The sequence below is a fragment of the Enterobacter sp. 301B genome, assembly GCF_003850715.1.
Lineage (GTDB): Bacteria > Pseudomonadota > Gammaproteobacteria > Enterobacterales > Enterobacteriaceae > Enterobacter > Enterobacter intestinihominis.
Window position 1 is genome coordinate 105,746 of sequence record NZ_PQTC01000007.1, and the last position, 21,833, is coordinate 127,578.

The 21,833-nt window shown below is 57.7% G+C and carries 14 protein-coding genes and 2 tRNA genes; 6 read left to right on the forward strand and 10 right to left on the reverse strand.

Going from position 1 to position 21,833, the window contains the following annotated elements; genetic code table 11:
• Positions 1-6: 6 nt before the first annotated feature.
• Entirely contained in the window at positions 7-3,069 is a 3,063-nt protein-coding gene (locus tag C3451_RS10020; protein ID WP_124304302.1) for an efflux RND transporter permease subunit, read from the reverse strand.
• A complete protein-coding gene (locus C3451_RS10025; RefSeq protein ID WP_045308609.1) occupies positions 3,069-4,154 on the reverse strand; it encodes an efflux RND transporter periplasmic adaptor subunit in 1,086 nt (361 codons plus the stop codon). The genes C3451_RS10020 and C3451_RS10025 overlap by 1 nt, the downstream gene beginning before the upstream one ends.
• Before the next feature lie 472 nt (positions 4,155-4,626).
• Here C3451_RS10025 and C3451_RS10030 point away from each other — a divergent pair, with 472 nt between their 5' ends.
• The 3 genes from C3451_RS10030 (at position 4,627) to ldtA (ending at position 8,794) form a co-directional block, all read left to right on the forward strand.
• Entirely contained in the window at positions 4,627-5,058 is a 432-nt protein-coding gene (locus C3451_RS10030; protein ID WP_023300514.1) for a universal stress protein, read from the forward strand.
• A 47-nt stretch (positions 5,059-5,105) separates the two neighbouring features.
• The gene (locus tag C3451_RS10035) at positions 5,106-7,799 is read left to right on the forward strand and encodes a cation-transporting P-type ATPase (protein WP_063139133.1); all 2,694 of its coding nucleotides are present in this window, start codon (positions 5,106-5,108) and stop codon (positions 7,797-7,799) included.
• 62 nt (positions 7,800-7,861) lie between these two features.
• Positions 7,862-8,794: a L,D-transpeptidase gene (gene ldtA, locus C3451_RS10040; protein ID WP_032671311.1), complete on the forward strand. Its 933-nt coding sequence runs from the start codon at positions 7,862-7,864 to the stop codon at positions 8,792-8,794.
• An 83-nt stretch (positions 8,795-8,877) separates the two neighbouring features.
• Here ldtA and C3451_RS10045 read toward each other — a convergent pair.
• A tRNA-Asn gene (locus C3451_RS10045) sits at positions 8,878-8,953 on the reverse strand.
• A 320-nt stretch (positions 8,954-9,273) separates the two neighbouring features.
• Here C3451_RS10045 and nac point away from each other — a divergent pair.
• Positions 9,274-10,191, forward strand: a complete 918-nt coding sequence (gene nac, locus C3451_RS10050; RefSeq protein ID WP_022648585.1) for a nitrogen assimilation transcriptional regulator NAC — start codon at positions 9,274-9,276, stop codon at positions 10,189-10,191.
• Between the two features lie 96 nt (positions 10,192-10,287).
• Positions 10,288-11,238 (forward strand): HTH-type transcriptional regulator Cbl, encoded by a 951-nt coding sequence (gene cbl, locus C3451_RS10055; RefSeq protein WP_003859532.1) that lies wholly within the window; start codon positions 10,288-10,290, stop codon positions 11,236-11,238.
• 99 nt (positions 11,239-11,337) lie between these two features.
• Here cbl and C3451_RS10060 read toward each other — a convergent pair.
• From C3451_RS10060 to C3451_RS10085, 6 genes are all read right to left on the reverse strand, one after another.
• Positions 11,338-11,413 (reverse strand) — tRNA-Asn (locus tag C3451_RS10060).
• A gap of 167 nt (positions 11,414-11,580) precedes the next feature.
• Complete coding sequence (locus C3451_RS10065) at positions 11,581-13,770, reverse strand: TonB-dependent siderophore receptor (protein WP_038416341.1); 2,190 nt, start codon at positions 13,768-13,770, stop codon at positions 11,581-11,583.
• 26 nt (positions 13,771-13,796) lie between these two features.
• Entirely contained in the window at positions 13,797-15,122 is a 1,326-nt protein-coding gene (locus tag C3451_RS10070) for a SidA/IucD/PvdA family monooxygenase (RefSeq protein ID WP_023306541.1), read from the reverse strand.
• On the reverse strand, positions 15,119-16,861 hold the full coding sequence (iucC, locus tag C3451_RS10075) for an IucA/IucC family siderophore biosynthesis protein (RefSeq protein ID WP_045623409.1): 1,743 nt from the start codon (positions 16,859-16,861) through the stop codon (positions 15,119-15,121). The genes C3451_RS10070 and iucC overlap by 4 nt, the downstream gene beginning before the upstream one ends.
• The gene (locus C3451_RS10080) at positions 16,858-17,805 is read right to left on the reverse strand and encodes a GNAT family N-acetyltransferase (protein WP_045623407.1); all 948 of its coding nucleotides are present in this window, start codon (positions 17,803-17,805) and stop codon (positions 16,858-16,860) included. The genes iucC and C3451_RS10080 overlap by 4 nt, the downstream gene beginning before the upstream one ends.
• Positions 17,805-19,547, reverse strand: coding sequence for an IucA/IucC family protein (locus tag C3451_RS10085; protein ID WP_045623405.1), 1,743 nt, complete (start codon positions 19,545-19,547; stop codon positions 17,805-17,807). Before C3451_RS10085 ends, C3451_RS10080 begins: the two co-directional genes overlap by 1 nt.
• 138 nt (positions 19,548-19,685) lie before the next feature.
• Here C3451_RS10085 and C3451_RS10090 point away from each other — a divergent pair, with 138 nt between their 5' ends.
• Positions 19,686-20,894, forward strand: a complete 1,209-nt coding sequence (locus tag C3451_RS10090) for an MFS transporter (protein WP_124304303.1) — start codon at positions 19,686-19,688, stop codon at positions 20,892-20,894.
• On the opposite strand, the gene mtfA is transcribed toward C3451_RS10090, so the two are convergent.
• Positions 20,891-21,688: a DgsA anti-repressor MtfA gene (gene mtfA, locus C3451_RS10095; protein WP_045623402.1), complete on the reverse strand. Its 798-nt coding sequence runs from the start codon at positions 21,686-21,688 to the stop codon at positions 20,891-20,893. The genes C3451_RS10090 and mtfA overlap by 4 nt on opposite strands.
• Positions 21,689-21,833 lie beyond the last annotated feature (145 nt).

Below are 21,833 nucleotides of genomic sequence, written 5' to 3' on the forward strand. Positions count from 1 at the left end.
TCGCATTCATTGTTGTTCAGCTTCGTCCTTACGATAAAAACACGCGTAAATTACGGGGAGTACCAGCAGCGTCAGGATTGTAGCAAACCCAAGCCCAAACATAATCACAACGGCCATGCTCTGGAAGAACACATCCAGCAGCAGGGGGGCGAGGCCAAGCACGGTCGTAAAGGCGGTGAGCAGGATGGGACGCAGGCGCGACGTGGCGGCGTAAACGATCGCACTGTGCTGATCCTGCTGCGCTTTCTGCTGCTCTATCTCTTCCACCAGCACAATGCCGTTGCGGATCAGCATCCCGCTCAGGCTCAGCAGGCCAATCAGTGCCATAAAGCCAAAGGGGATCCCGGTAAGTAAAAAACCGGGCGTAACGCCGATCAGCGCCAGCGGCACGGTCAGCCAGATAGCGACGGCGTTTTTCACCGAACTGAACATCAGCACCGTGATCACAAACATCACCAGATACCCGAGCGGCAGCGTGGTAAATAGCCCCTGCTGCGCTTCGCTGGAGTTCTCCGCGTCCCCGCCCCATTCAATGCTGTAGCCGTGGGGCAGAGGCAGGGCATCTATTTGCGGCTTCACGCGGGCGAGAATATCGCCGGACGTTTGCTGGCTTAGCGGGTCAGGGTCGGTCTGCACGGTCAGCACGCGCGAGCGGTCGCGACGCAGGATCAGCGGATCTTCCCACTCCAGCGCGAAGCCGCTGACGACGTTGCTCAGCGGAATATACTGCTGCCGGGTCTGGCTCCAGACCAGGACGTTATTCAGGTGATTGGCGTCCAGCCGCTCACTTTCCGGCGGGCGCACCACCACGGGTAACAGGTCGCTTCCTTCTCTGTACAGTCCCGCCCGGCTGCCGGAGAAATTCATCTCCAGGGCGTTATCGACGTCCTGCTTATCCACGCCAAGCTCACGTCCCAGCGCGGTGACGTACTGCGGGCGGATCACTTTGCTGCGGTTTTGCCAGTCGTTCCTGACGCTGTCCGTCGCCGGATCGCGCGTAAGAATACTGTCTACCTGGCTGGCGATCAGACGCAGCCTGTCCGGATCGGGGCCCTTAATACGTCTTTCAATGGCGCTGTCACCGGAGGGGCCAAACATCACCCGTTTCGTGCTGGCATTAACCTGCGGGTAGTTCCGTGCGATGTACTCATCAACGTGGCGGGTCAGGGCGGGGATGTTACGCTGGTCGTCCATTCTCACCATGATTTGTGCATAGTTGCTGTACTGCCGCTGTCCGCTGTAGGTCAAAATAAATCGCATACTTCCCTGACCAATCGTCGAGACCGTAGTTTCCACGCCAGGCTGACCGTTAATGGTTTTCTCGATATCACCGGTCATCTTCTCGGTCCAGTTAATGTCGGTCCCGTAAGGAAGCCAGAGGTCGACAAAGAAAATTGGCGTACTGGATGAGGGGAAGAAGTTCTGCCGCACCGAGCCAAAGCCCCAGATGGCGGCAGCCAGCAGTGCGGCCATCACCATCAGCGTTGGCGCTTTACGCCGTAACAGCGCGTTGAGCACCGCCTGATAGATCCGATAGATGCGTTTGTCGTAGGGATCCGTTTTGTCGGCGTCTGGCGGTGCAGCGTCATGTTTAAACAGCCACCATTTAATCAGCACCGGCGTAATGGTGAGGGCTGAGAACCAGCTCAGCATCAGTGAAATCAACAGCACCTGAAACAGCGACTTACAGTATTCGCCAGTGGAATCCTGCGACAGCCCGACGGGCGCAAAAGCCAGGATGGCGATGACCGTCGCACCCAGCAGCGGCAGCGCAGAGCGGCGAATTATAGCGTTAATGGCGTTAAGCAGGGGCGAGCCCTGCTGCCGGGCTATCAGTACCCCTTCGACAACCACGATGGCGTTATCGACCAGCATACTGAGGGCGATGATCAGCGCCCCCAGTGAAATACGCTGTAGTTCTATGCCCCAGAGATACATGATCAGCAGCGTGCCCAGCACGTTGAGCGCGAGGGAAAAGGCGATAATGAGCCCGCTGCGTAAGCCCATAAAGATCAGCAACACACCGACGACAATCGCCAGCGCCATCAGGAAATTAATGATAAATCCGTTGACGGAATGCCCGACCTCCGCCGCCTGATCGTAAAACAGGTCGATATGGATACCTGCCGGTTTCTCGGCTGACATCTGCTCAAGCTTCGCCTCCAGGGCATGTCCCACGTCGATCACGTTAACGCCGGGGATAAAGGAGACGCCCATGGTGACGGCTTTTCTGCCGTTGGCATGGTAGATGCTGGCAGGGGACGCATCCAGCCCACGTGACAGGGTGGCAATATCCCGTAAGCGGGTAGCCGCCCCAACGCCGGGCGGGGTCACTATGAGATCGGCTAGCTCGTCAATACTTTCGAATTCTCCGGTAGGATGCAGACGAATTGACTCAGTACCGGAGGGGATCTCTCCCGCGCTGGAAACCACGTTCAGCCTGCTGAGCTGGGCAGAAAGCTGGTTAAGCGTAATCCCGCGCGCGGCCATTTTGCTCAGAGAAATGTCCACGTTAATCTGCTGGGTGAGGGCTCCGCCGATGGCCACTTTGCCCACGCCCGGCACGAGGACCAACTCCCGGCGCAGCTGCTCGGCATACCGCACCAATTCCGGATTGCTGAATTCATCGCCGGAAATGGCAAAGAAAAAGCCGAACACATCGCCAAAATCGTCATTCACAAACGGGGTCACTACCCCCGGTGGAAACTGTCGGGCGGCATCTCCCACCCGGCGACGCAGTTCATCCCAGATTTGCGGCAGCGCATTTGAGTGGTAGCGCGAGGCTATATTGACCGTGATCTGCGACAGGCCGCTGGAGGAGATGGAGCTGACGTTATCCAGGTAAGGTAACTGCTGAAGCGCGTTTTCCAGCGGCAGGGTGACCTCTTCCTCAACCTGCTGCGCCGACGCGCCCGGATAATGAGTGATTACCACCGCCGTTTTGATGGTAAACGCCGGATCTTCCAGTCTGCCGATGTTCAACAGGGCAATAATGCCACCTACGCCCAGCAGCAGAATAGTCAGCCAGACGCGAACCGGGTTGCTGATAAACTGACGAGAGATATCCATTACAGTCCCCGTTCACGCGTCCAGATACGTACCGGCTGGTTGGGATGTAACTCCCCAACGCCTGCGGCCACCACGCGTTCACCGGCCTTAAGCCCACCGACGATGACGACCCCCTCAGCGCTGACTTGCCCGACGCTGACCTTACGATCTTCCAGGTGCAACGTATCGCCTTCGCCCGTCACCACCCAGACGTGTGGCTCATTGCGCGGGCGGTTATCCGGGTTAAAGACCGCTTCAACCGGCACCACCAGCGCCTCATTGCCCACGCCCGCCGGTAGGTTGGTTAAATTGATGGTGACCGTTCCGCTTACGCCGCCCACGACGGGAAAATCATCCGGGCGGGGCATGGTTAAAATCACCTGCCAGGTCAATGTGTTGCTGTCGCTACTGCCTGAGTGCTCTTTGTACACAGCGGTAAACTCGCGACCGGGCAGGGCGTTGATCCTCACTACCGGTTTGTACTGCGCATTGCGGATATCGAAGGTGTTAAACAGGTTCTCTGGAAGGCTGAACACCACGTCCAGCAGGTCGGTACGGGTCAGGGTGACGACGGGCTGGCCGGCTGAGACGACCTGATGATTTCGCACATGTACGCTGGCCGCTGTCCCGCTAAAGGGGGCGACGAGCGTCATCTGGCTTAATTCCTCGCGAGCAATCTGTAGCGCGGCGTTTGCAGAATCGCGGTTTGCGCGCTGGACATCCATCTCGGCCTTCGACACGGCCTGGCGTCCTGCCAGGGTCTGGAAGCGGTCGAATTGCCGCTGAGCCAGGGTCGCCGCCGTTTGCCTGTCGTTCAGACGCTGCCGGGCTTCGCGATCGTTAAGACTGGCGAGCCGTTGCCCCTGTTTGACAAAGGCACCCTGGCGAATGTCCAGAGTCTCAATCTGCCCGGCACGTTTGAACGCGAGATCGGTGGCGTCGCCGGATTCGATACGCGCGGGAAATACGCGCTGCTGCGCGTTGCCGGCCTTCACCACCTCTGCGACTTTTACCATTTTCGGCAGGGGCGCGGCGCGGTCTGGTTTGGGGTCGCACGCCGTCAGCAGCAATAAAACAGCAGGCAGAAGAGAGAGATAGCGCTTCACAGTATTCCCCTGATAATAATTGTTTTATTTATTTCGTCATCAATGCTGGGGTGGCACTATTCCGCCAGGGCCGAGACGACCACATAGGTAAATAAACCGATTGCTGTGCTGGCGATAATGGCAAGCGCAATAAACAAACCAAGGCGAATCAGGCTTAAACCGTACATGCATTCCTCCATGAGGTTGAAGGTGGCGCGGGATAATGAGAATGAACGTGTTGCATGTCTGACTATGAGCATAGTCGGTGAATAAATAAATGTTAAATAACCATTATTAGTGGCGTGACATACTCAGGCGAAACAAGCGATACGATAGCGTATCCCCTTTGAATAACATCCTGATATTCCTGTGCTACGTTTAATAGCATCCATTCCTTTTTTCCGTAAAAGGCATTCACGCCTGTACCCATGGGTTTGATGCGATCTCTCCTGATTCACTCACTGTTGTGTTGGTTATAAAAAGGATGCTTGATATGTATAAAACGATTCTGGTGCCGGTGGATGTATACGAAACAGCGTTGTCTGATAAAGCGCTACAGCATGCCCAATTCCTGGCGCAAAGCGCATCGGGTAATGTCCATCTGCTGTACGTTATGCCAAAGTTCTCGGCGGAACTGACCCGCGGTTTTATTGCAGACGCGAGAAAGATGGATGAATATATGATTAATAATGCTAAAGAAAAACTGGCCGCGCTGGTAAAAAAAATCAGCCTGCCGGAAGCAAATGTCCATCTACATGTTCGCAGCGGGAATATACGTGATGAGGTAATCAAACTGGCGGATGAACTTAACGTCGGCGCGATTATTGTGGGGTCGCGCAATCCCAATATTCAAACCCATTTATTAGGGTCAGAGGCGGCGAGTATCGTTCGTTATGCACATGTTCCTGTTTTCGTTATTCGTTAATGACATGAAAGCAAGGTGATTTCTGAAAAGAACCCGAGGAAGGAACGATGATAACAGAAAAGCCTCACCATCCGTATTATCAACAGACCGTTGATGAAACCCTGACAAATATCCAATCCAGCCTGGACGGACTTACCAGTGCAGAAGCCACCGCCAGACTGGAAAAATACGGTGAAAATGCCTTACCGCAAAAACCGGGTAAACCTGGCTGGCTGCGCTTTCTGGCCCATTTCAACGATGTCCTTATTTACGTCCTTCTGGCGGCGGCGCTGCTGAAGCTGATAATGGGACACTGGGTGGATATGTTTGTCATTCTTGGGGTGGCCATCATCAACGCCCTGATTGGACATATTCAGGAGAGCAATGCGGAGAAATCGCTGCAAAGCATTCGTAATATGCTCTCCAGCGAGGCTGTGGTCATCCGGCAGGGCAACCATGAAACTATCCCGACGACAGCGCTGGTGCCGGGAGATATCGTGGTGATACGCGCCGGGGATCGCATTCCTGCCGACCTTCGCGTAATAGAGGCGCACAACCTGCGGGTGGAAGAAGCTATTCTTACCGGCGAATCCACGGTAGTGGAGAAAAGCAGCGATGCGCTCCACGGGGAGTTGCCGTTAGGCGACCGTTACAACCTGCTTTATTCTGGCACCACCGTCAGCTCCGGCGGGGGAAAAGGGCTGGTGGTGGCGACCGGGGGGGAGACCGAACTCGGCCATATCAACCAGATGATGTCGGACATTGAAAAACACCGTACCCCGCTGATGGTGCAAATGGACAAGCTCGGCAAGACCATTTTTATCACCATTCTGGTGATGATGCTGGCGCTGTTCGTTTTCAGTCTTATCTTCCGTGATATGCCCGTATCAGAGCTGGTGCTGTCGCTGATTAGCCTTGCGGTGGCGGCGGTGCCGGAAGGTTTACCGGCCATTATCTCTATCATCCTCTCGCTGGGCGTGCAGGCGATGGCGCGTCGCAAGGCGATTATTCGCAAGCTGCCTACCGTGGAAACGCTGGGGGCGATGACGGTGATCTGCTCGGATAAAACCGGCACCCTGACCATGAATGAGATGACGGTAAAAGCGGTGATTACCGCGGACACCACCTACCGCGTGGAGGGAGACAGCTACGAACCGGTGGGCAATATTCACCCTGTTGACGATCCAACACCGGTAACCGTGACCCAGGGGTCTGTGCTGGAGCGCTATCTGCGCACCGTCGATCTCTGTAATGACAGCCAGCTGATCAAAGATGAGCAGGGGCTGTGGAAAATCACCGGCGGGCCTACCGAAGGCGCGCTGAAGGTGCTGGCGGCAAAAATCCCGCTTCCGCCAATTGACGGCGAATTGCGCAGTAAAATCCCATTCGATTCGCAATATAAATACATGTCCACCCTTTATCGCCTGGGCGACGAAGAGGTGATGTTAATCACCGGTGCGCCGGACGTCCTTTTCCGTCTTTGCCAGCACCAGCAGACTCAAAACGGGCTGGAGCCATTCAACCTGCACTATTGGGAAGAGAAGATTGAAGAGTATGCGCGCGAAGGATTGCGCATGGTGGCTGCGGCCTGGAAACCGGCCGCCAGCGGGCAGCGCGAGCTGACGCATGCGGATCTGCAAGAGGGGGTCATACTGCTCGGCATTGCGGGCATGATGGATCCCCCGCGCCCGGAAGCCATTTCGGCCATTGCCGACTGCTTGCAGGCGGGCATTCGCGTGAAAATGATTACCGGGGATCATCCACAAACGGCGATGAGCATTGGTCAGATGCTGGGTATTGGCAACGCGGCGAGCGCCATTACCGGGCGCGAACTGGAGGCGATGGACGACCACCAGCTGAGCGAGGCGGCGCAAAAATACGATATCTTTGCCCGAACCAGCCCGGAAGATAAATTCCGTCTGGTGCAGGCGCTGCAAAGTAAGCAGGAAGTGGTCGGGATGACCGGGGACGGCGTGAACGATGCGCCTGCGCTGAAGCGGGCGGATGTCGGCATCGCGATGGGGATCAAAGGTACTGAAGTCACCAAAGAAGCCGCCGATATGGTGTTAACGGATGATAATTTTGCCACCATTGCCCGGGCGGTCCATGAAGGGCGTCGGGTCTACGACAACCTGAAAAAGACCATTCTGTTCGTTATCCCGAGCAACATCGCCCAGGCCCTGCTGATCATTATTGCCCTGCTGGCGGGGAACCTTATCCCGTTAACACCGGTACTGATCCTGTGGATGAACATGGCAACCTCGGCAACGCTGTCGTTTGGTCTGGCGTTTGAAGCGGGTGAGAAGGACATCATGAACCGGCCGCCGCGTAAGTCTAACCTGCACGTGATGGACGGTTACGCCATCTGGCGCGTGGTGTTTGTCGGCCTGATGATTGCCATCAGCGCCTTTGTGCTGGAGGCCTGGCTGCAACCGCGCGGTTACTCGGCGGAGTTCATCCGCACCGTGTTGCTGCAAACGCTGGTCACTGCCCAGTGGTTTTACATGCTCAACTGCCGCGTCACCGACGGCTTCTCCCTGAGTAAAGGTCTGCTGGCTAACAAGGGCATATGGATCGTGAGCGGCGTACTTCTGGCCCTTCAGCTTCTGATCGTCTATGCGCCATTTATGCAGATGTTGTTCGGTACCGAAGCGCTGCCGTTCCGCTACTGGATCATTACCTTCCTGATCGGGTTCGCAATGTTCATGATTGTGGAAGCGGAAAAAGTCCTTACCCGGAGATGGCGCACGACGAAAGGTTAACTGAATGAGTAGGCTAAGCCTGCCCACCGGCAGGCTTTCTCTTTGACCGAGTACAGAACACTATGATTCGATTTGCCGCGTTCGTTTTTACGCTTTGTATACTGGTTCCCGCTGCATCTGCTGTAACCTACCCACTCCCTCCCGAGGGGAGCCGCCTGGTGGGAGCGCCGATAACTGTCACCGTACCTGAAGGCAATACCCTGCCGCTCGAAGCGTTTGCAGCGCAGCACGGGCAAGGGTTAAGCAATATGCTGGAAGCTAACCCGGGGGTAGATCCGTTTTTACCACGTGCCGGTACAGCGCTGGTGGTGCCGCAGCAGCTTATTCTGCCGCCAACCGTGCGTGAAGGGATTGTGGTGAACGTCGCGGAAATGCGTCTTTACTATTATCCACCCGGCAGCAACACGGTTGAGGTGCTGCCTATTGGCATTGGTCAGGCCGGGCGCGAAACGCCGCGTAACTGGGTAACCGCCGTTGAGCGCAAACAGGAAGGCCCAACCTGGTCACCCACGCCAAATACGCGACGTGCTTACGCGAAGGAGGGGAAAACGTTGCCCGCGTTCGTGCCCGCCGGGCCGGATAACCCGATGGGGCTGTATGCCCTTTATATCGGCAGGCTGTACGCGATCCACGGTACCAACTCAAATTTCGGCATTGGCCTGCGCGTCAGCCAGGGCTGCATTCGCCTGCGTAATAACGATATCAAATACCTGTTCGATAACGTTTCGGTGGGGACGCGGGTACAGCTTATCGATCAGCCCGTAAAAGTGACCACCGAGCCGGATGGTAGCCGCTGGGTAGAGGTTCACGAGCCGCTTTCACGCAATCGCGCGGAATTTGAATCAACCCGAAAAGTGCCGCTGCCCATTTCGGCCGCGCAAAGGACGCAGCTGATAAGTGAAGGGGCGGGCGCTGAGCTGGAACGGCGGTCGGGGATGCCGGTGAGGCTTGCAATGCCCGGTGGCGTTGCGCTTTCCGGGCCTACAGGACCGTAGGTCGGATAAGCGGAGCGTCACCCGACAAACGTACCAAACGCAGAAAAGCAAAAAGCCTGCTTTAAAAGCAGGCTTTTCAAATTTGGCTCCTCTGACTGGACTCGAACCAGTGACATACGGATTAACAGTCCGCCGTTCTACCGACTGAACTACAGAGGAATCGTGTGAACGGGGCGCATATTATCGACCTGCGTACGCCTTGTCAAAGGATGGATCGCCGACTTTAGACTGTTTGCTGACAAAAACAGCAAACTGACGTTTTTGCCAACGGAATGCACCATTATTGTGCAGATATACCCCGAATGGGGCAGATCGGAATCCGTTGTCACTGTCTGAAAACAGGCACCAGCGATTGGCTTTCCTTATTTTCAGCCGCTTAGCAAACATATTTATTCGCTGCCAAAACCTGGCATCCATATTGCAAAACCTGTTTAACAACACAGCCGTTACCGGCACGCTATTTTCGAACAGGGGGCAACATGAACTTAAGACGACTGAAATACTTCGTAAAAATCGTCGATATCGGCAGCCTGACCCAGGCGGCTGAAGTGCTGCATATCGCGCAGCCTGCGCTGAGCCAGCAGGTCGCGACTCTGGAAGGCGAAATGGACCAGCAACTGTTGATCCGCACCAAGCGCGGCGTAACGCCTACCGAAGCGGGAAAAATTTTATATACCCATGCCCGTACGATCCTGCGTCAGTGCGAACAGGCGCAGCTGGCCGTGCACAACGTGGGTCAGACCCTCAGCGGGAATGTCTCCATCGGCCTGGCGCCGGGAACGGCCGCATCGTCGGTAACCATGCCGCTGCTTCAGGCGGTGCGCGCGGAGCTACCAGAAGTGCTGGTTTATCTGCATGAGAACAGTGGTTCCGTGCTCAATGACAAACTGCTCAACGGTCAGCTGGATATGGCGGTGCTGTACGATCGCTCACCGGTTGCCGGGATCACCAGCCAGCCGCTGCTGAAGGAAGATCTTTATCTGGTCGGGACCCGTGATTGCCCCGGCCAGAGCATTGATTTAACCGCCGTGGCAGAGATGAACCTGTTCCTGCCGCGCGACTACAGCGCCGTGCGCGTTCGCGTTGACGAAGCGTTCTCGCTGCGCCGTCTGACGGCGAAGATTATCGGGGAGATTGATTCCATCTCCACGCTGACTGCCGCCATTGCCAGCGGCATGGGGGTAACGGTACTGCCCGAGTCTGCCGCACGTTCACTGTGCAGCGCGGCGAATGGCTGGATGGCCCGCATCACCACGCCATCCATGAGCTTACCGCTGTCGTTGAATATGTCCGCGCGCGGCTCCCTGTCACCGCAGGCGCAGGCGGTGAAAGAGATCCTGATGTCTCTGGTCAGTAAGCCGTCGCTGGAAAATCGCGAGCTGCAACTGGTCAGCTGATATTCCAAATAAGCATAAGATGCTGGTTTTTATTATTTGTTCTCCAGCCCGGCTGACTCTAACAATAGCCTTATGTCAGATGCGCCGGAGTGAATCGTGAATTTCCAGCAACTTAAAATTATTCGTGAGGCGGCCAGGCGGGATTACAACCTGACCGAGGTCGCTAACATGCTTTACACCTCTCAGTCGGGTGTCAGCCGACATATCCGCGAGCTTGAGGAGGAGTTAGGCATTGAGATTTTTATCCGTCGCGGCAAGCGCCTGCTGGGCATGACGGAGCCAGGCAAGGCATTGCTGACCATCGCTGAGCGCATTCTCAACGAGGCCAGCAACGTTCGTCGGCTGGCAGATCTCTTTACCAACGACGCGTCAGGTGTGCTGACAATCGCCACCACCCATACGCAGGCGCGCTACAGTCTTCCGACCGTTATCAAAGCATTTCGTGAGATCTTCCCGGACGTACGTCTGGAACTGATCCAGGGCACGCCGCAGGAAATCGAAGTGCTGCTGCATAACGGTGGGGCAGATATTGGTATCGCCAGTGAACGGCTGAGCAACGACCCGCTGCTGGTGGCGTTCCCGTGGTTCCGCTGGCATCACAGCCTGCTGTTACCCGCCGATCACCCCCTGAATCAGGTTTCGCCCTTGACGCTGGAAGAGATCGTCAAATGGCCGCTGATTACCTACCGGCAGGGCATTACCGGACGCTCGCGCATTGATGAAGCGTTCAAGCGTAAAGGGCTCACACCGGACGTGGTGCTGAGCGCACAGGATTCCGACGTGATCAAAACCTACGTCGAGTTAGGGCTGGGGATTGGCCTGGTGGCCGAGCAGTCTGGCGGAGAATATGAAGCCGGAAATCTGGTGCGCCTGGATACGCGTCATCTTTTCGACGCGAATACCGTCTGGCTTGGGCTAAAGCGCGGGCAGCTTCAGCGTAACTACGTGTGGCGATTTATCGAGCTGTGCAATGCAGGGCTGTCCGTGGATGAGATCAAACGCCAGGTGATGGAGCCGGAAGAGGTGGCGATTGATTATCAGATTTAGTCGCTAATCAGTAGGCCGGGTAAGGCGCAGCCGCCACCCGGCAAATTTACCGAACCCACAAAAGCAAAAAGCCTGCTTTAAAAGCAGGCTTTTTAAATTTGGCTCCTCTGACTGGACTCGAACCAGTGACATACGGATTAACAGTCCGCCGTTCTACCGACTGAACTACAGAGGAATCGTGTGAACGAGGCGCATATTATCGACCTGCGTGCGCCTTGTCAAAGGGGAAAACACCGTTTTTGTTCGTTTGCCGACAATTTCAGCAAACCGATGATTTAATAGCAAATTTGCTTTCAAATTGCACAGCAAATCGCGCCGCCCGCAGACAGGCGGCGCGCAGGATCAGAACAGAACGGAGTAGTTCAGACCAAACGTACGTCCACGGCCTTTATAAGTATAAAGACCCGGTGCACCGTAGGTTGGACTATACAGCCCCGGTGCGCGCTGGCCCCAGGCGGTGGTGTAGTCTTTGTCCAGCAGGTTCTCCACGCTGAAGCTGACTTTGCCCACCGGCAGGGCGTAGCTACCCAGGAAATCAACGGTGTTATAGCCATCAATCTTCTTACCGTCGGCGTCAGACACGTCGAAGGTTTGTGTGCTCTGCACGCGCAGGGCCCAGTCGCCCGGCGCCCAGTTCACCCATGCGCTGGCTTTCGACGGGCTGGCGCTGTCGACCGTCAGCTTCTCCCATTTCCCGTTTTCACGCGTTTCGGACTTGATGGCGTTAAAGTTCGCCCCGGTGCTCCAGTCGCTGTCGGTGAAGAAATAATCCACCTGGCCTTCAATCCCATAGATACGACGTTTGTCGTCTTCCAGGTTGATGGTCATGTCGCTCTTGTTGATGGTGATGGTTTTATCCGAGAGCGAGTAGTAGGCCGCCACCTGGGTACGCAGGTTATCGCCGGTGAAGCGCCAGCCCAGCTCGTAAGCATTGACCTTAATACCGTCCAGCGTTGAGTCGTTCACGTTCACGCTGTTTTGCAGGCGATAGTGACCATCGACCAGCTGATAGGTGCCGGAGCCGTAGTACTTCGCCAGGTCCGGAATTTCGAAGCCCTGGGAGAAGTTAAACCACAGCTGTTGCTGTTCGGTCAGACGTCCAAGGATCCCGGCGTTAAACAGGAAGTTGTTGTAGTCGGTTTTCCCGCCCGGCACCGCGTCAGCGGAGGTGGCTTTGCCCGTGGCGATTGCCTGCTGCTGGGCGTAACCGACAAAATCGTCCACCTTGTTTTCGGTGTACTGGTAGCGCACGCCGCCGCTCAGGGTGATAGCGTCAATGTCATAGCTGGCTTGCAGGAACGGCGCGAGGTTGGTAATGCTGTATCCCGGGTAACGGCCCACGTTGTAGGCGTTGTCCAGCTCCATGCCGCCGCTCGCCGCCGCTTTGCTTAAGTCGAAGAACTGCTGGTTGGCGTCGAACGTTTCGTGATCGGCATCCACACCCCAGGTGAGGGTCAGGTCATCCATCGGCTTGCTGTTCAGCGTCAGCTTGCCGCCGTAAAAATCGGTTTTCTGCTGGGACGCGCCAATGCTGGTCACCGCGCCTTTGCTCAGCGTCGGGAACGGGTAGTAGGTCAGGCTCTCATCACGGTAGTAAATCTGCGCAACCAGATCCTGCCCCCAGAAGTCGGTGTTCGAGTACTGCAGGTTGATCAGGTGACGCTCTGTGCCCGGGATACGGTCAGAGTTCAGGTTGTCTTTGTTATAGGCTTTGGCATCGCCCGTGACCGCAGCGAAATTCTCTCCGAGGAACAGGCCGTGCTTGCCGTCGGATTCGCTCTTGTAGTACTGGGTGGTTAACTGGAGCTGCTGATGATCGTCGATGTTAATGGTGCCCGTTCCCATCACGTCGATACGGTCGGAATACTGTAAGCCGGTCTGGGTGTTATCGATAATCACCTCGTCGCCGTTGCCGTCATACCAGCCGCCGTAGCGCTGATAGGAGACCGACAGACGTCCAGAGGCGTTGTCGTTGCCGCCGCTCACGGCTGCTGAGACGTTCTCATCATGGTCGTTATGGCTGTTAAACCCGCTTTTTGCCCCGGTCTGGAACTCCACTTCGGTCTCCGGCTGGCCTTTTTTGGTGACGATGTTCACCAGACCGCCGGTACTGCCGCCGCCGTACAGCGAGGTGGCGCCGGAAATGACTTCGATACGGTCAATGTTGAACGGATCGATAGAGTCGAGCTGGCGGCTGTCGCTGCGGGACGAGTTCAGGCGCACGCCGTCCACCATCACCATCATGGAGCGACCGCGCAGGTTCATGCCGTAGTTGGTACGTCCCTGGCTGCTGACGTCCATGCCGGGGATCAGCTGGGCCAGCACCTCTTTAATCTCTTTCCCGCCCTGAACCTGCTGCTCAATTTCCGCCCGCTCTATAACCCAGGTGGTTTGCGCCATCTCTGCCACGCTGCGATGTGCCCGGCTGGCAGAAACCACAATATCTTCTTCCTTTTGTTCTTCCGCCCACGCAGAGGTAGAAAGCATGGCAAGCAAGCACGGATTTAAAACCCAAAGATGAGAACGTTTCATTGTTATGTTGATCCTGAATGTGTGTGTCAGTACTCGGTGGTCTTCATTAATGATTTAAAAACCTGGCTGCTCTCCGGGCTGGTGGTGCTCCGCCAGTGGATCACGCCGGGGGTGGTTGCCAGTTCAAACGGCTCGTCATCGTGAGCGCGATTCAGAATTCGCGCCGCGCGCCAGGCCATCAGGCTGAGCTGGGGTTCGGCAATACCGAGACGGTGCATCCCGGCATTGACGGCAAACAGGCGGTTGCTCTGCGGGCCGTCCCATTCAAGGGTAAAATCGTTGTTGATGCAGAAGGCTTCATCCTCATCCAGACGCAGTCGGGATGAGAGCGGGGCGAGAAACGCGGGCTGCACGGCGCGGTAGCCGGTGGCGAAAATCACCACGTCGCTCTCCAGCTGTTCGCGCCCGCCATCCAGGTGATGCTGGATGCTCAGGCGCTGCCCGTTCTCCTGGCGCGTCAGCGCCGTCACCGAGCGGGACGGCATAAGGTGCGCCCAGGGTTTTTCCCGCAGCACTTCGAAGCGGTGATACATGGCACGATAGATGGCCAGCAGCGACTCCGTGGTGATCCCGTCGGAGGTCATCTTCTGCTCCTGCAACATCTGGCGACGGGCGTCGTCACCGAGGGTGGAGAAGCTGTCCACATACTCCGGCGTGAAATACTCGTTAGCAAACGCGGCTTCATCCAGCGCGTTGTAGTTGTTGCGACGCGAGATCCAGTTGAGGCTCAGCGGCTGGCCCCATTCCCCACGGAAGATATTCAAAAACAGATCCGCACCGCTCTGGCCGCCGCCGACGACGGTGACGCGCTTGCCTGCTAAATCCGGCGTGCGCAGCATCATTTCGCTGGCATGGAAGCAGGTGTCGTCCTGCGCGGTAACGCAGTCAGGCAGATTGATCTGCTTCCCAATCCCCACGCAGACATGGCGCGCCAGGAAGCGATCCCGCTGGGTCACGACCTCAAACAGACCGTTTTGCTCATCAAAGCTGACCTGCTGCACCTGCTGGCTGAAGGCCAGATTAGTCAGGTTATCCGCCGCCCAGCACAGGTAGTCGGCAAACTCCTCGCGCGAGACGGTGCGCTGCTCGGTAGTGAGGAAACGGTAGAACTTTTTGCGCTGTACCAGGTAGTTCAGGAAGCTGTGGCGGTTGGTTGGCTCCACGGCGCTGACCAGATCCTTCAGGAAGCTGGTCTGCATATGGCAGTCCGGTACCATCATTCCCGGGTGCCAGGAGAAGTGCGGCTTGCGTTCAAGAAACAGCGAGCTAAAACCGTCCAGCCCCTCTGCCAGCGCGGCAATACTGAGGTTGAACGGACCGATACCAATGCCGATGAAATCATAGGTTTTCATTGCGCTGACTCCTGGGAGACCAGAAAAAGAGGGTTATCAAGATCGCAGACGTAGTTCGGCAGCATGCGGTTGCCGCCATCGTGTTCAGAGAAGGTCAGTTTGACCGGGTTGAGGATCACGCGAATAATCTGCGGCTTAAACAGGTCGAACTTCGCGAAGCGCGCCGCAAGATCCGGATGGGCGGCCATATAGCGACGTAACACCTGCGCCAGGATCTGATAGAAGCGGGTTTCGCTCACGCCGCATTGCAGGGTGAGACGGGAAATAAAGCGCAGCACCGTGACAAAGTTGCCGGTTTGCAGGTCGTGGATGATGTAATCCGCACTGAGGCGTGCGGTGACGGCTTTTACCTGCTCCGGCAGGCTCTGCGCCTGCGGGAAATCCTCGTCCACCAGGCGCATGTCGCCCTGGAAATCCTTCAGCAGAATGCGCTGTGGGACGTAATCTTTCATCACCAGCGTGACGTTCTGGCCGTGGGCGATGAGCGCCACCCCGTAGCGGCAGAGCAGGTGATAGAAGGGGATCACCGTCGCCTCAAACAGCTTTTCCAGCCATGCGTCTGCGGTTAACCCCGAGCGTTTGATCCATGCGTCAATCAGCGGGCGCCCGTCGTTATCGGTTTCCATCAGCGCGGCCATCAGCACCGCCTGTTCGCCATCCTGTAAATAGCAGGATGGGTTCTCGCGCCAGATCACCCCCAGCATCTCCTGATAGCGGTACGGCGCCTCAGGCAATGCGGCATAACCCGGATGCGACAGATATCCGGCTGCGGGTTCGCCAAGCACCTGCGCCCCGGAGTGAATCAGCGTGGCATCGCTGGCGAACTGCTGCTGTAGCCAGCGCGAGGCCAGCGGACCGGCGGCAATATACTTGCCCGGAATACCGCGGTAGCAGGAAGTGTTGTAGATGGTCAGCGGCAGCTTGATGTCATACGGCGCGCGACGGCTGGCGTTGGTCAGCGTGCGCAGGGACTGCTGCGCCAGATACTCATCGCCGAACTCTCCCAGCTCCACCATCTCACCGCGCGCGAGCTGTGCCAGGAAATGAATGGCAATTTTTTGCTGCCACTGCCACGGATGCAGCGGCACCGGCAGCCAGCTGTCGTCCAGATCCAGTTCCTGCCAGCGGGCGTCGAATCGGTTGCGCTCGGCATCGTCCATGGCGCTGGCGAGCAGGGTGTTGATATCGCAATCGGCGTCACTGCTCCAGACCAGACGATCGCGTTGCACGGCGACCCAGTGCAGACGAAAACGCCCGCGATATTCCGGCGCGTAAAGGCGCAGGGCATCCAGCCCCCAGCCGCGGCGTCCCTTGTTGAAAATAAACTTCGGGTGACCGCGCATCAGGCACTGTAGTTCGTCCGGGTCGAGGTGGATCAGCGCATCGGCATCCAGCGTGTCACGCGCCTGCAACAGCTGCATGTCGCCCCGCAGCGTGGCGTAGAGATCTTCCATGTGCTCCGCCGTTTGCGCGTCGCTCATCTCCAGCACGGTGGCCAGTTGCAGCAGCGCGTTTTCCGCTTCGACCGCCGCGCCGCTGGCGGTGGTCAGGGTATCAGGGTCAATATGCAGCCAGCCCCAGATCCCACGCGTGGCGCTAAACTGCCAGGTCGCGTTGCCCATACTGATGCGCCAGTAGTCCGCCGAAACCGGCTCGGCGCGCAGGGTGCGTTCATATTCCAGTTCAGCGAGGATCTTCGCCACCATCTCGCGGTTCACTTTCTGCCAGAGCGCGTTCACAGTTCCACCTCATGGAAGAAGCGGTGCCGCTCGCTCATGATGAGACGGGAGCGTTTGTGCGGGAAGTCGAACTCTTTCAACGTGTCAAAACCGGCGGATGCCAGATGGCGGAACAGACGCTGGTTGTCGAAGCGCGGTTCCGCCACAATGCGCGCCGTACGCGGTTCATCGAGATACAGATAGTGGCTGAGGCCGCGTAGCCAGCTGCGGATATACTGCGCCCCGCGCCAGTTCTCTTCACCCACCAGCATGTGCAGTCCGCGATCATAGGGCTGCCAGCGATAGTGGCGGCCAATGCGGTCTTCCGCCGCCCAGTAAAGTTCAAAATAGCCGAACGGCTGGTCGTCAAAGCAGCCGATCACCGGGTAGCAATAGGTCGAGTCGAGCTGACGGCGCAGGTAGTTCTCCTGCTCGGCCTGCGGGCCCGCCATCTCCCAGAAGGCGTTCACGCGTGGGGTGTTCATCCAGCGGGTAAAACGCTCGCCGTCCAGCGCCACGTCCGCCACGCGGAAGCTCAGGGTGCGCTTAATCTGCGGATCGTAACGGCGATACACTTCGCCCTGCGGACGATGAGGGCGCAGCGGGAAGTACAGCTGACGGCTTTCATCAAACTGCATTCCGCCGCTCGCCTGCGGACGTTCGCCTTTCAGCCACAGCGGCAGCTGCCAGAATATTTCGCGCGCCAGATAATCCCCGTTTGCGAGGCTAAACAGCGCCTGCGCCTGAGGTTCATCCTGCCAGGCGGCCCACGGCAGGGTAATGCCGGTCAGGGCGGGTGCGGCAACAAACAGCTGGTCGAGGGCGTCCACCAGCCAGCCGTCCGGGAGCCCGGCCAGACGCGCAAGGACCGCGCTGCCGTCAAGACCCAGCGTCAGCGGCAGGTTTTGTTCCGTGGCCGTACAGCGAAAGCCGTAGCCGGAATGGACGATGTTCGCGTTTGCCATCACGCCTTCTCCTTATAAAACGGGTTGCTAAAGTCGAAATAGATCACCGCCGGATCGACGATGGTGTTTTCGTTGCGATCGTGCAGGTAGCAGAAGAAGTTGCCTTTGCAGTTCCAGGTCGGGCTGTCGAGCACATAATCAAGGCAGCGGGTCTGCTTCGCCGTCATGCGCAGTTTGGCCAGCGCGTCACGCACGCGGGGCATCAGGTTCTCTTCGCTGTCGAAGCCGGCAGCGGCGAGCGCGGCGGTGACGGCAAGGGTAGAGTTCAGCAGCAGGTAATAAGGGAAGTAGCGCAGCAGCTGGCTCTCACCGAAGCGGTTTTCCACCTCGGTTTCACCTGCCTCTTTCAGCCACGCGTCGGCCCCTTCGGTCCAGGCGCTGCCCTGACAATCGCGGTAGATCAGCCCAACGGGGAAATCCTGCTGCATCTCAACGAGGATGTTTTGCTGGTGCGCCAGCAGGACCAGACCGTAGTCCGCCTCGGCGCTGAACAGCGGAAGCAATACGTGGTCGCAGTAGGCGTCCAGCCAGCAGCGTGCGGCCTGGGCGAGCGGGAGATCCAGACGCTGGCTCAGACGGCGCACCGCTGCCGCCAGCAGGCTGTCGCCGCCGTCCGGTGCCGCCTGGGTCAGGCTCACCAGCACGTTGGTTTGGGTATCTGGCGTATCAAACAGCAGGTTGACGCGCAGGGCCATCAGGCTCTCTTCCTGAATGACGCCGCTTTCATCGCGCAGCCCGGCCCAGCCGTCTTCCTGCATCACGCGCATGGTCGGGTAGCGCGCCTGGAGCTCCTGCCAGCGTGCCGTTTTCGCCAGCCGCGCCAGGCGCATGCCGCGCTTAACTTCTTTGACCGACAGCGTGCGCACGGAGTTGGTCAGCCGCACGCTGAGGGAAAACTTAATCATGTCGCTATTGGTTTCGCTGTACAGCGAGCGGGAAGAGCTGGTAGGCAGCCACTGTGCGCCCGCCTCGCCAAGATCCCGCAGGGCGCCTTTTTCAACCAGACGCTGGCACCACGGCTGCTCCAGCAAATAGGCAGCCTGCCACGGATGCATCGGCAGCAGCCAGCGGGTGTCGGTGAAGTGGCCGAGAAGATCCGGCGCACTCTGGGCCGCGAAGCGCAGCAGACGTTCACGCAGGGAGACGTTCAGGCTGTCCCCGGCAATCAGTCCATGCTCAACCGCAAACCAGCGCAGCGGGAAGCGCGAGGCGAAATCCGGCAGATAGCGGCGCGCCTCGGCCTCGTTAAACGGCTCGTGCGACTTTGGGGCAGGATGAAAAGCATGGCCGACCAGCAGCGCCTGTTCCGCTTCGGCAAAGGTCAGCGGCTTATCGCGCAGGTTTGCCCAGTTGTGGCGTAAATCAATGGCCTGCCAGGTGTGCGTATGGCTCTCCAGGACGCGCTGCTTAAAGCGGGCCAGCGTATCGCCATCCAGAGCGCCTTTTACTGTCTCTTTTTCAATAATGAAATCAATCAGTTGATGGAATGTGACCGTGTCACCGCCGTCGCTGTCGGCCTGAATCAGCGTGGCCGGGAAACAATACTGGTGATGCTGCGTGGGGGAGAAATAGCGTACCGGAACCCGGATGGCCTGGGTTGGGGAGAGCGGGATATGTATCTGCGATAACTCATCCGCACGGGTTGCGGGAAGATAGTGCCAGTCCTTCGTTTCGCGCAGCAGCGCGTTCAAAAAACACTGGGCCGCAACATCTGTACCGGCGGAGCGGGGCAGAGCACGCATAGATGTACCTCATTCCATGACTGATAATAATTCTCGTTATGATATTCATTCTGTTTACAGCCGCAACTATTTTTGCAATATTTGTTTTCATAAACTTCATAATTTCCACACATTTATTGACATTATCTTCACAATTCTATGCGCACCTGTACTGAGAACATCACTGACAATATGGCCCCGAAGGCAAACTGGCCCCTTGCACTGGGCGCCGGTTTATTGGGTATCGGACAAAACGGTTTGCTGGTCATGCTGCCGCAGCTGGTCTCCCTGACCGGACTGTCGCTCTCCGTCTGGGCCGGGCTGCTGATGTTCGGCTCGATGCTCTTTTTACCCGCATCGCCCTGGTGGGGACGCCAGAGCGAGCGGCACGGCTGTAAGGTCGTGATGCTGGCCTCGTTAGGCGGCTATCTGGCGAGCTTCGTCGTGATGGCGCTGGTGGTCTGGGCGATGGCCAACGGCGCGCTGAATGCCCTCTGGGGAATGGCGGGCCTGGTTCTGTCGCGCATGCTGTACGGCCTGACGGTATCGGGGCTGGTGCCTGCGGCCCAGACGTGGGCCATTCAACGCGCGGGGCTGGATAAAAGAATGGCGGCGCTGGCAACGATAAGCTCTGGCCTTAGCTGCGGGCGTCTGCTGGGACCGCCTCTGGCCGCGCTGATGCTCAGCGTCAGCCCGGTCGCACCGCTCTGGCTGATGGTGCTGGCGCCGTTTATCGCGCTGCTTCTGGTGCTGCGCGAAGCCGCCGATCCCCCGCTGCCGCCGGTGGCGCACCAGTCGACGCGGTTACAGGCCTCTATGCTGCCTTTCCTGCTGCTGGCGCTGCTGCTGGCGGCGTTGGTCAGCCTGATGCAGCTTGGTTTATCGCCGCATCTTCATCCGTTATTTAATGGCGATGCCGTGCAAATCAGCCATCATGTCGCCCTGCTGCTGAGCCTGGCCGCGCTGGCGACCCTGGCGGCGCAGTTTCTGGTGGTACGCCCGCAGCATTTTAGCCCGAGGGTTTTACTCTTAATTGCCGCGGTCTTGATGGTGGCGGGGCTTGGGCTGATGTGTCTCGCCAGTTTAGCCCTGTTCTACGTGGGCATTGTCATCACCTCGCTGGGTGCTGCCATGGCCACGCCGGGATACCAGCTTTTGCTCAACGATCGGCTGACGACGGGCAAAGGGGCAGGGGTGATCGCCACCAGCCATACGCTGGGGTACGGGGCCAGTGCGCTGCTGGTACCCGTGGTGACGCGCTTTTACGGTGAGCAGTTTTTGATTACTGCCGCATGGGGAATGGCGCTGCTGTTTCTTGCGGTGAGCGTATGGGTACGATCGACCGATCGTACCCCTGCTGAACATTAGTGGAACGGATGAGAGGAGGTGCTGGCTGCGTCCTCACTTTGCCGCAGACGCTGGAGCGGATCCTGCTGGTAAAACTGGCAGAAACGCTGCCACAGCGCCGGGAAGCGTGGGGCAAAAAGCTCAGGTGCGCTAAAGAAATACTCGGACAGCACCGCAAAGCACTCGGCGGGATCGGTCGCGGCATAGGCATCAATGCTGGCCGCGCTTTCACCCACCAGGTCTATCTCATCCTGAATGTTTTCCATCGCCGCGTGCAGGTCGTGCTCCCATCCCGCGACTTCACGCAGCGGGATCAGCGGCACGCCGCTGGCGCGATCGCCGTTGCGGGTATCCAGCTTATGCGCTACTTCGTGAATGATCAGGTTGAAGCCCGAGGCATCGAACGAGTCCTGAATATCCAGCCAGTTGAGGATGATCGGCCCTTGCTGCCAGCTCTGCCCGGACTGCACCATACGCTGGTTGTGCACCAGCCCGATGTCATCCTCCCACTCATCATCGACGATAAACGGCGCCGGGTAGATCAGCACTTCATGGAAGCCATCCAGCCATTCGATACCCAGCTCCAGTACCGGTAAGCAGAAGAGCAGGGCGATGCGCGAATTTTTAAGCGGATCCAGTTCGAAGCCCTGTAGCGGCACAAGCCGTTTGTGCTGTAAAAAACGCTCGGCCAGCTGAATCAGCTTTGATTGCTCTTCAGGCAAGAGATTCGCCAGCACGGGGATCGCCAGAGCCTCATCCCAGGGCAGCGCCATATTTCGACCAGCTTCGTTCGTTTTCCAGGGCCACTTAATCATCGCTTTGCTCGTTACTCGCACGTGAACAAAATGGAAAGGTCAGGGGCTGTTAGCATGCCAACATACTCTGTTAAGCAGTATGACACTCCTCTTCGGCGGCATGCAGACTGGCAGCCTGTTTAAGAGGAATCCAGCCCGCATAAAC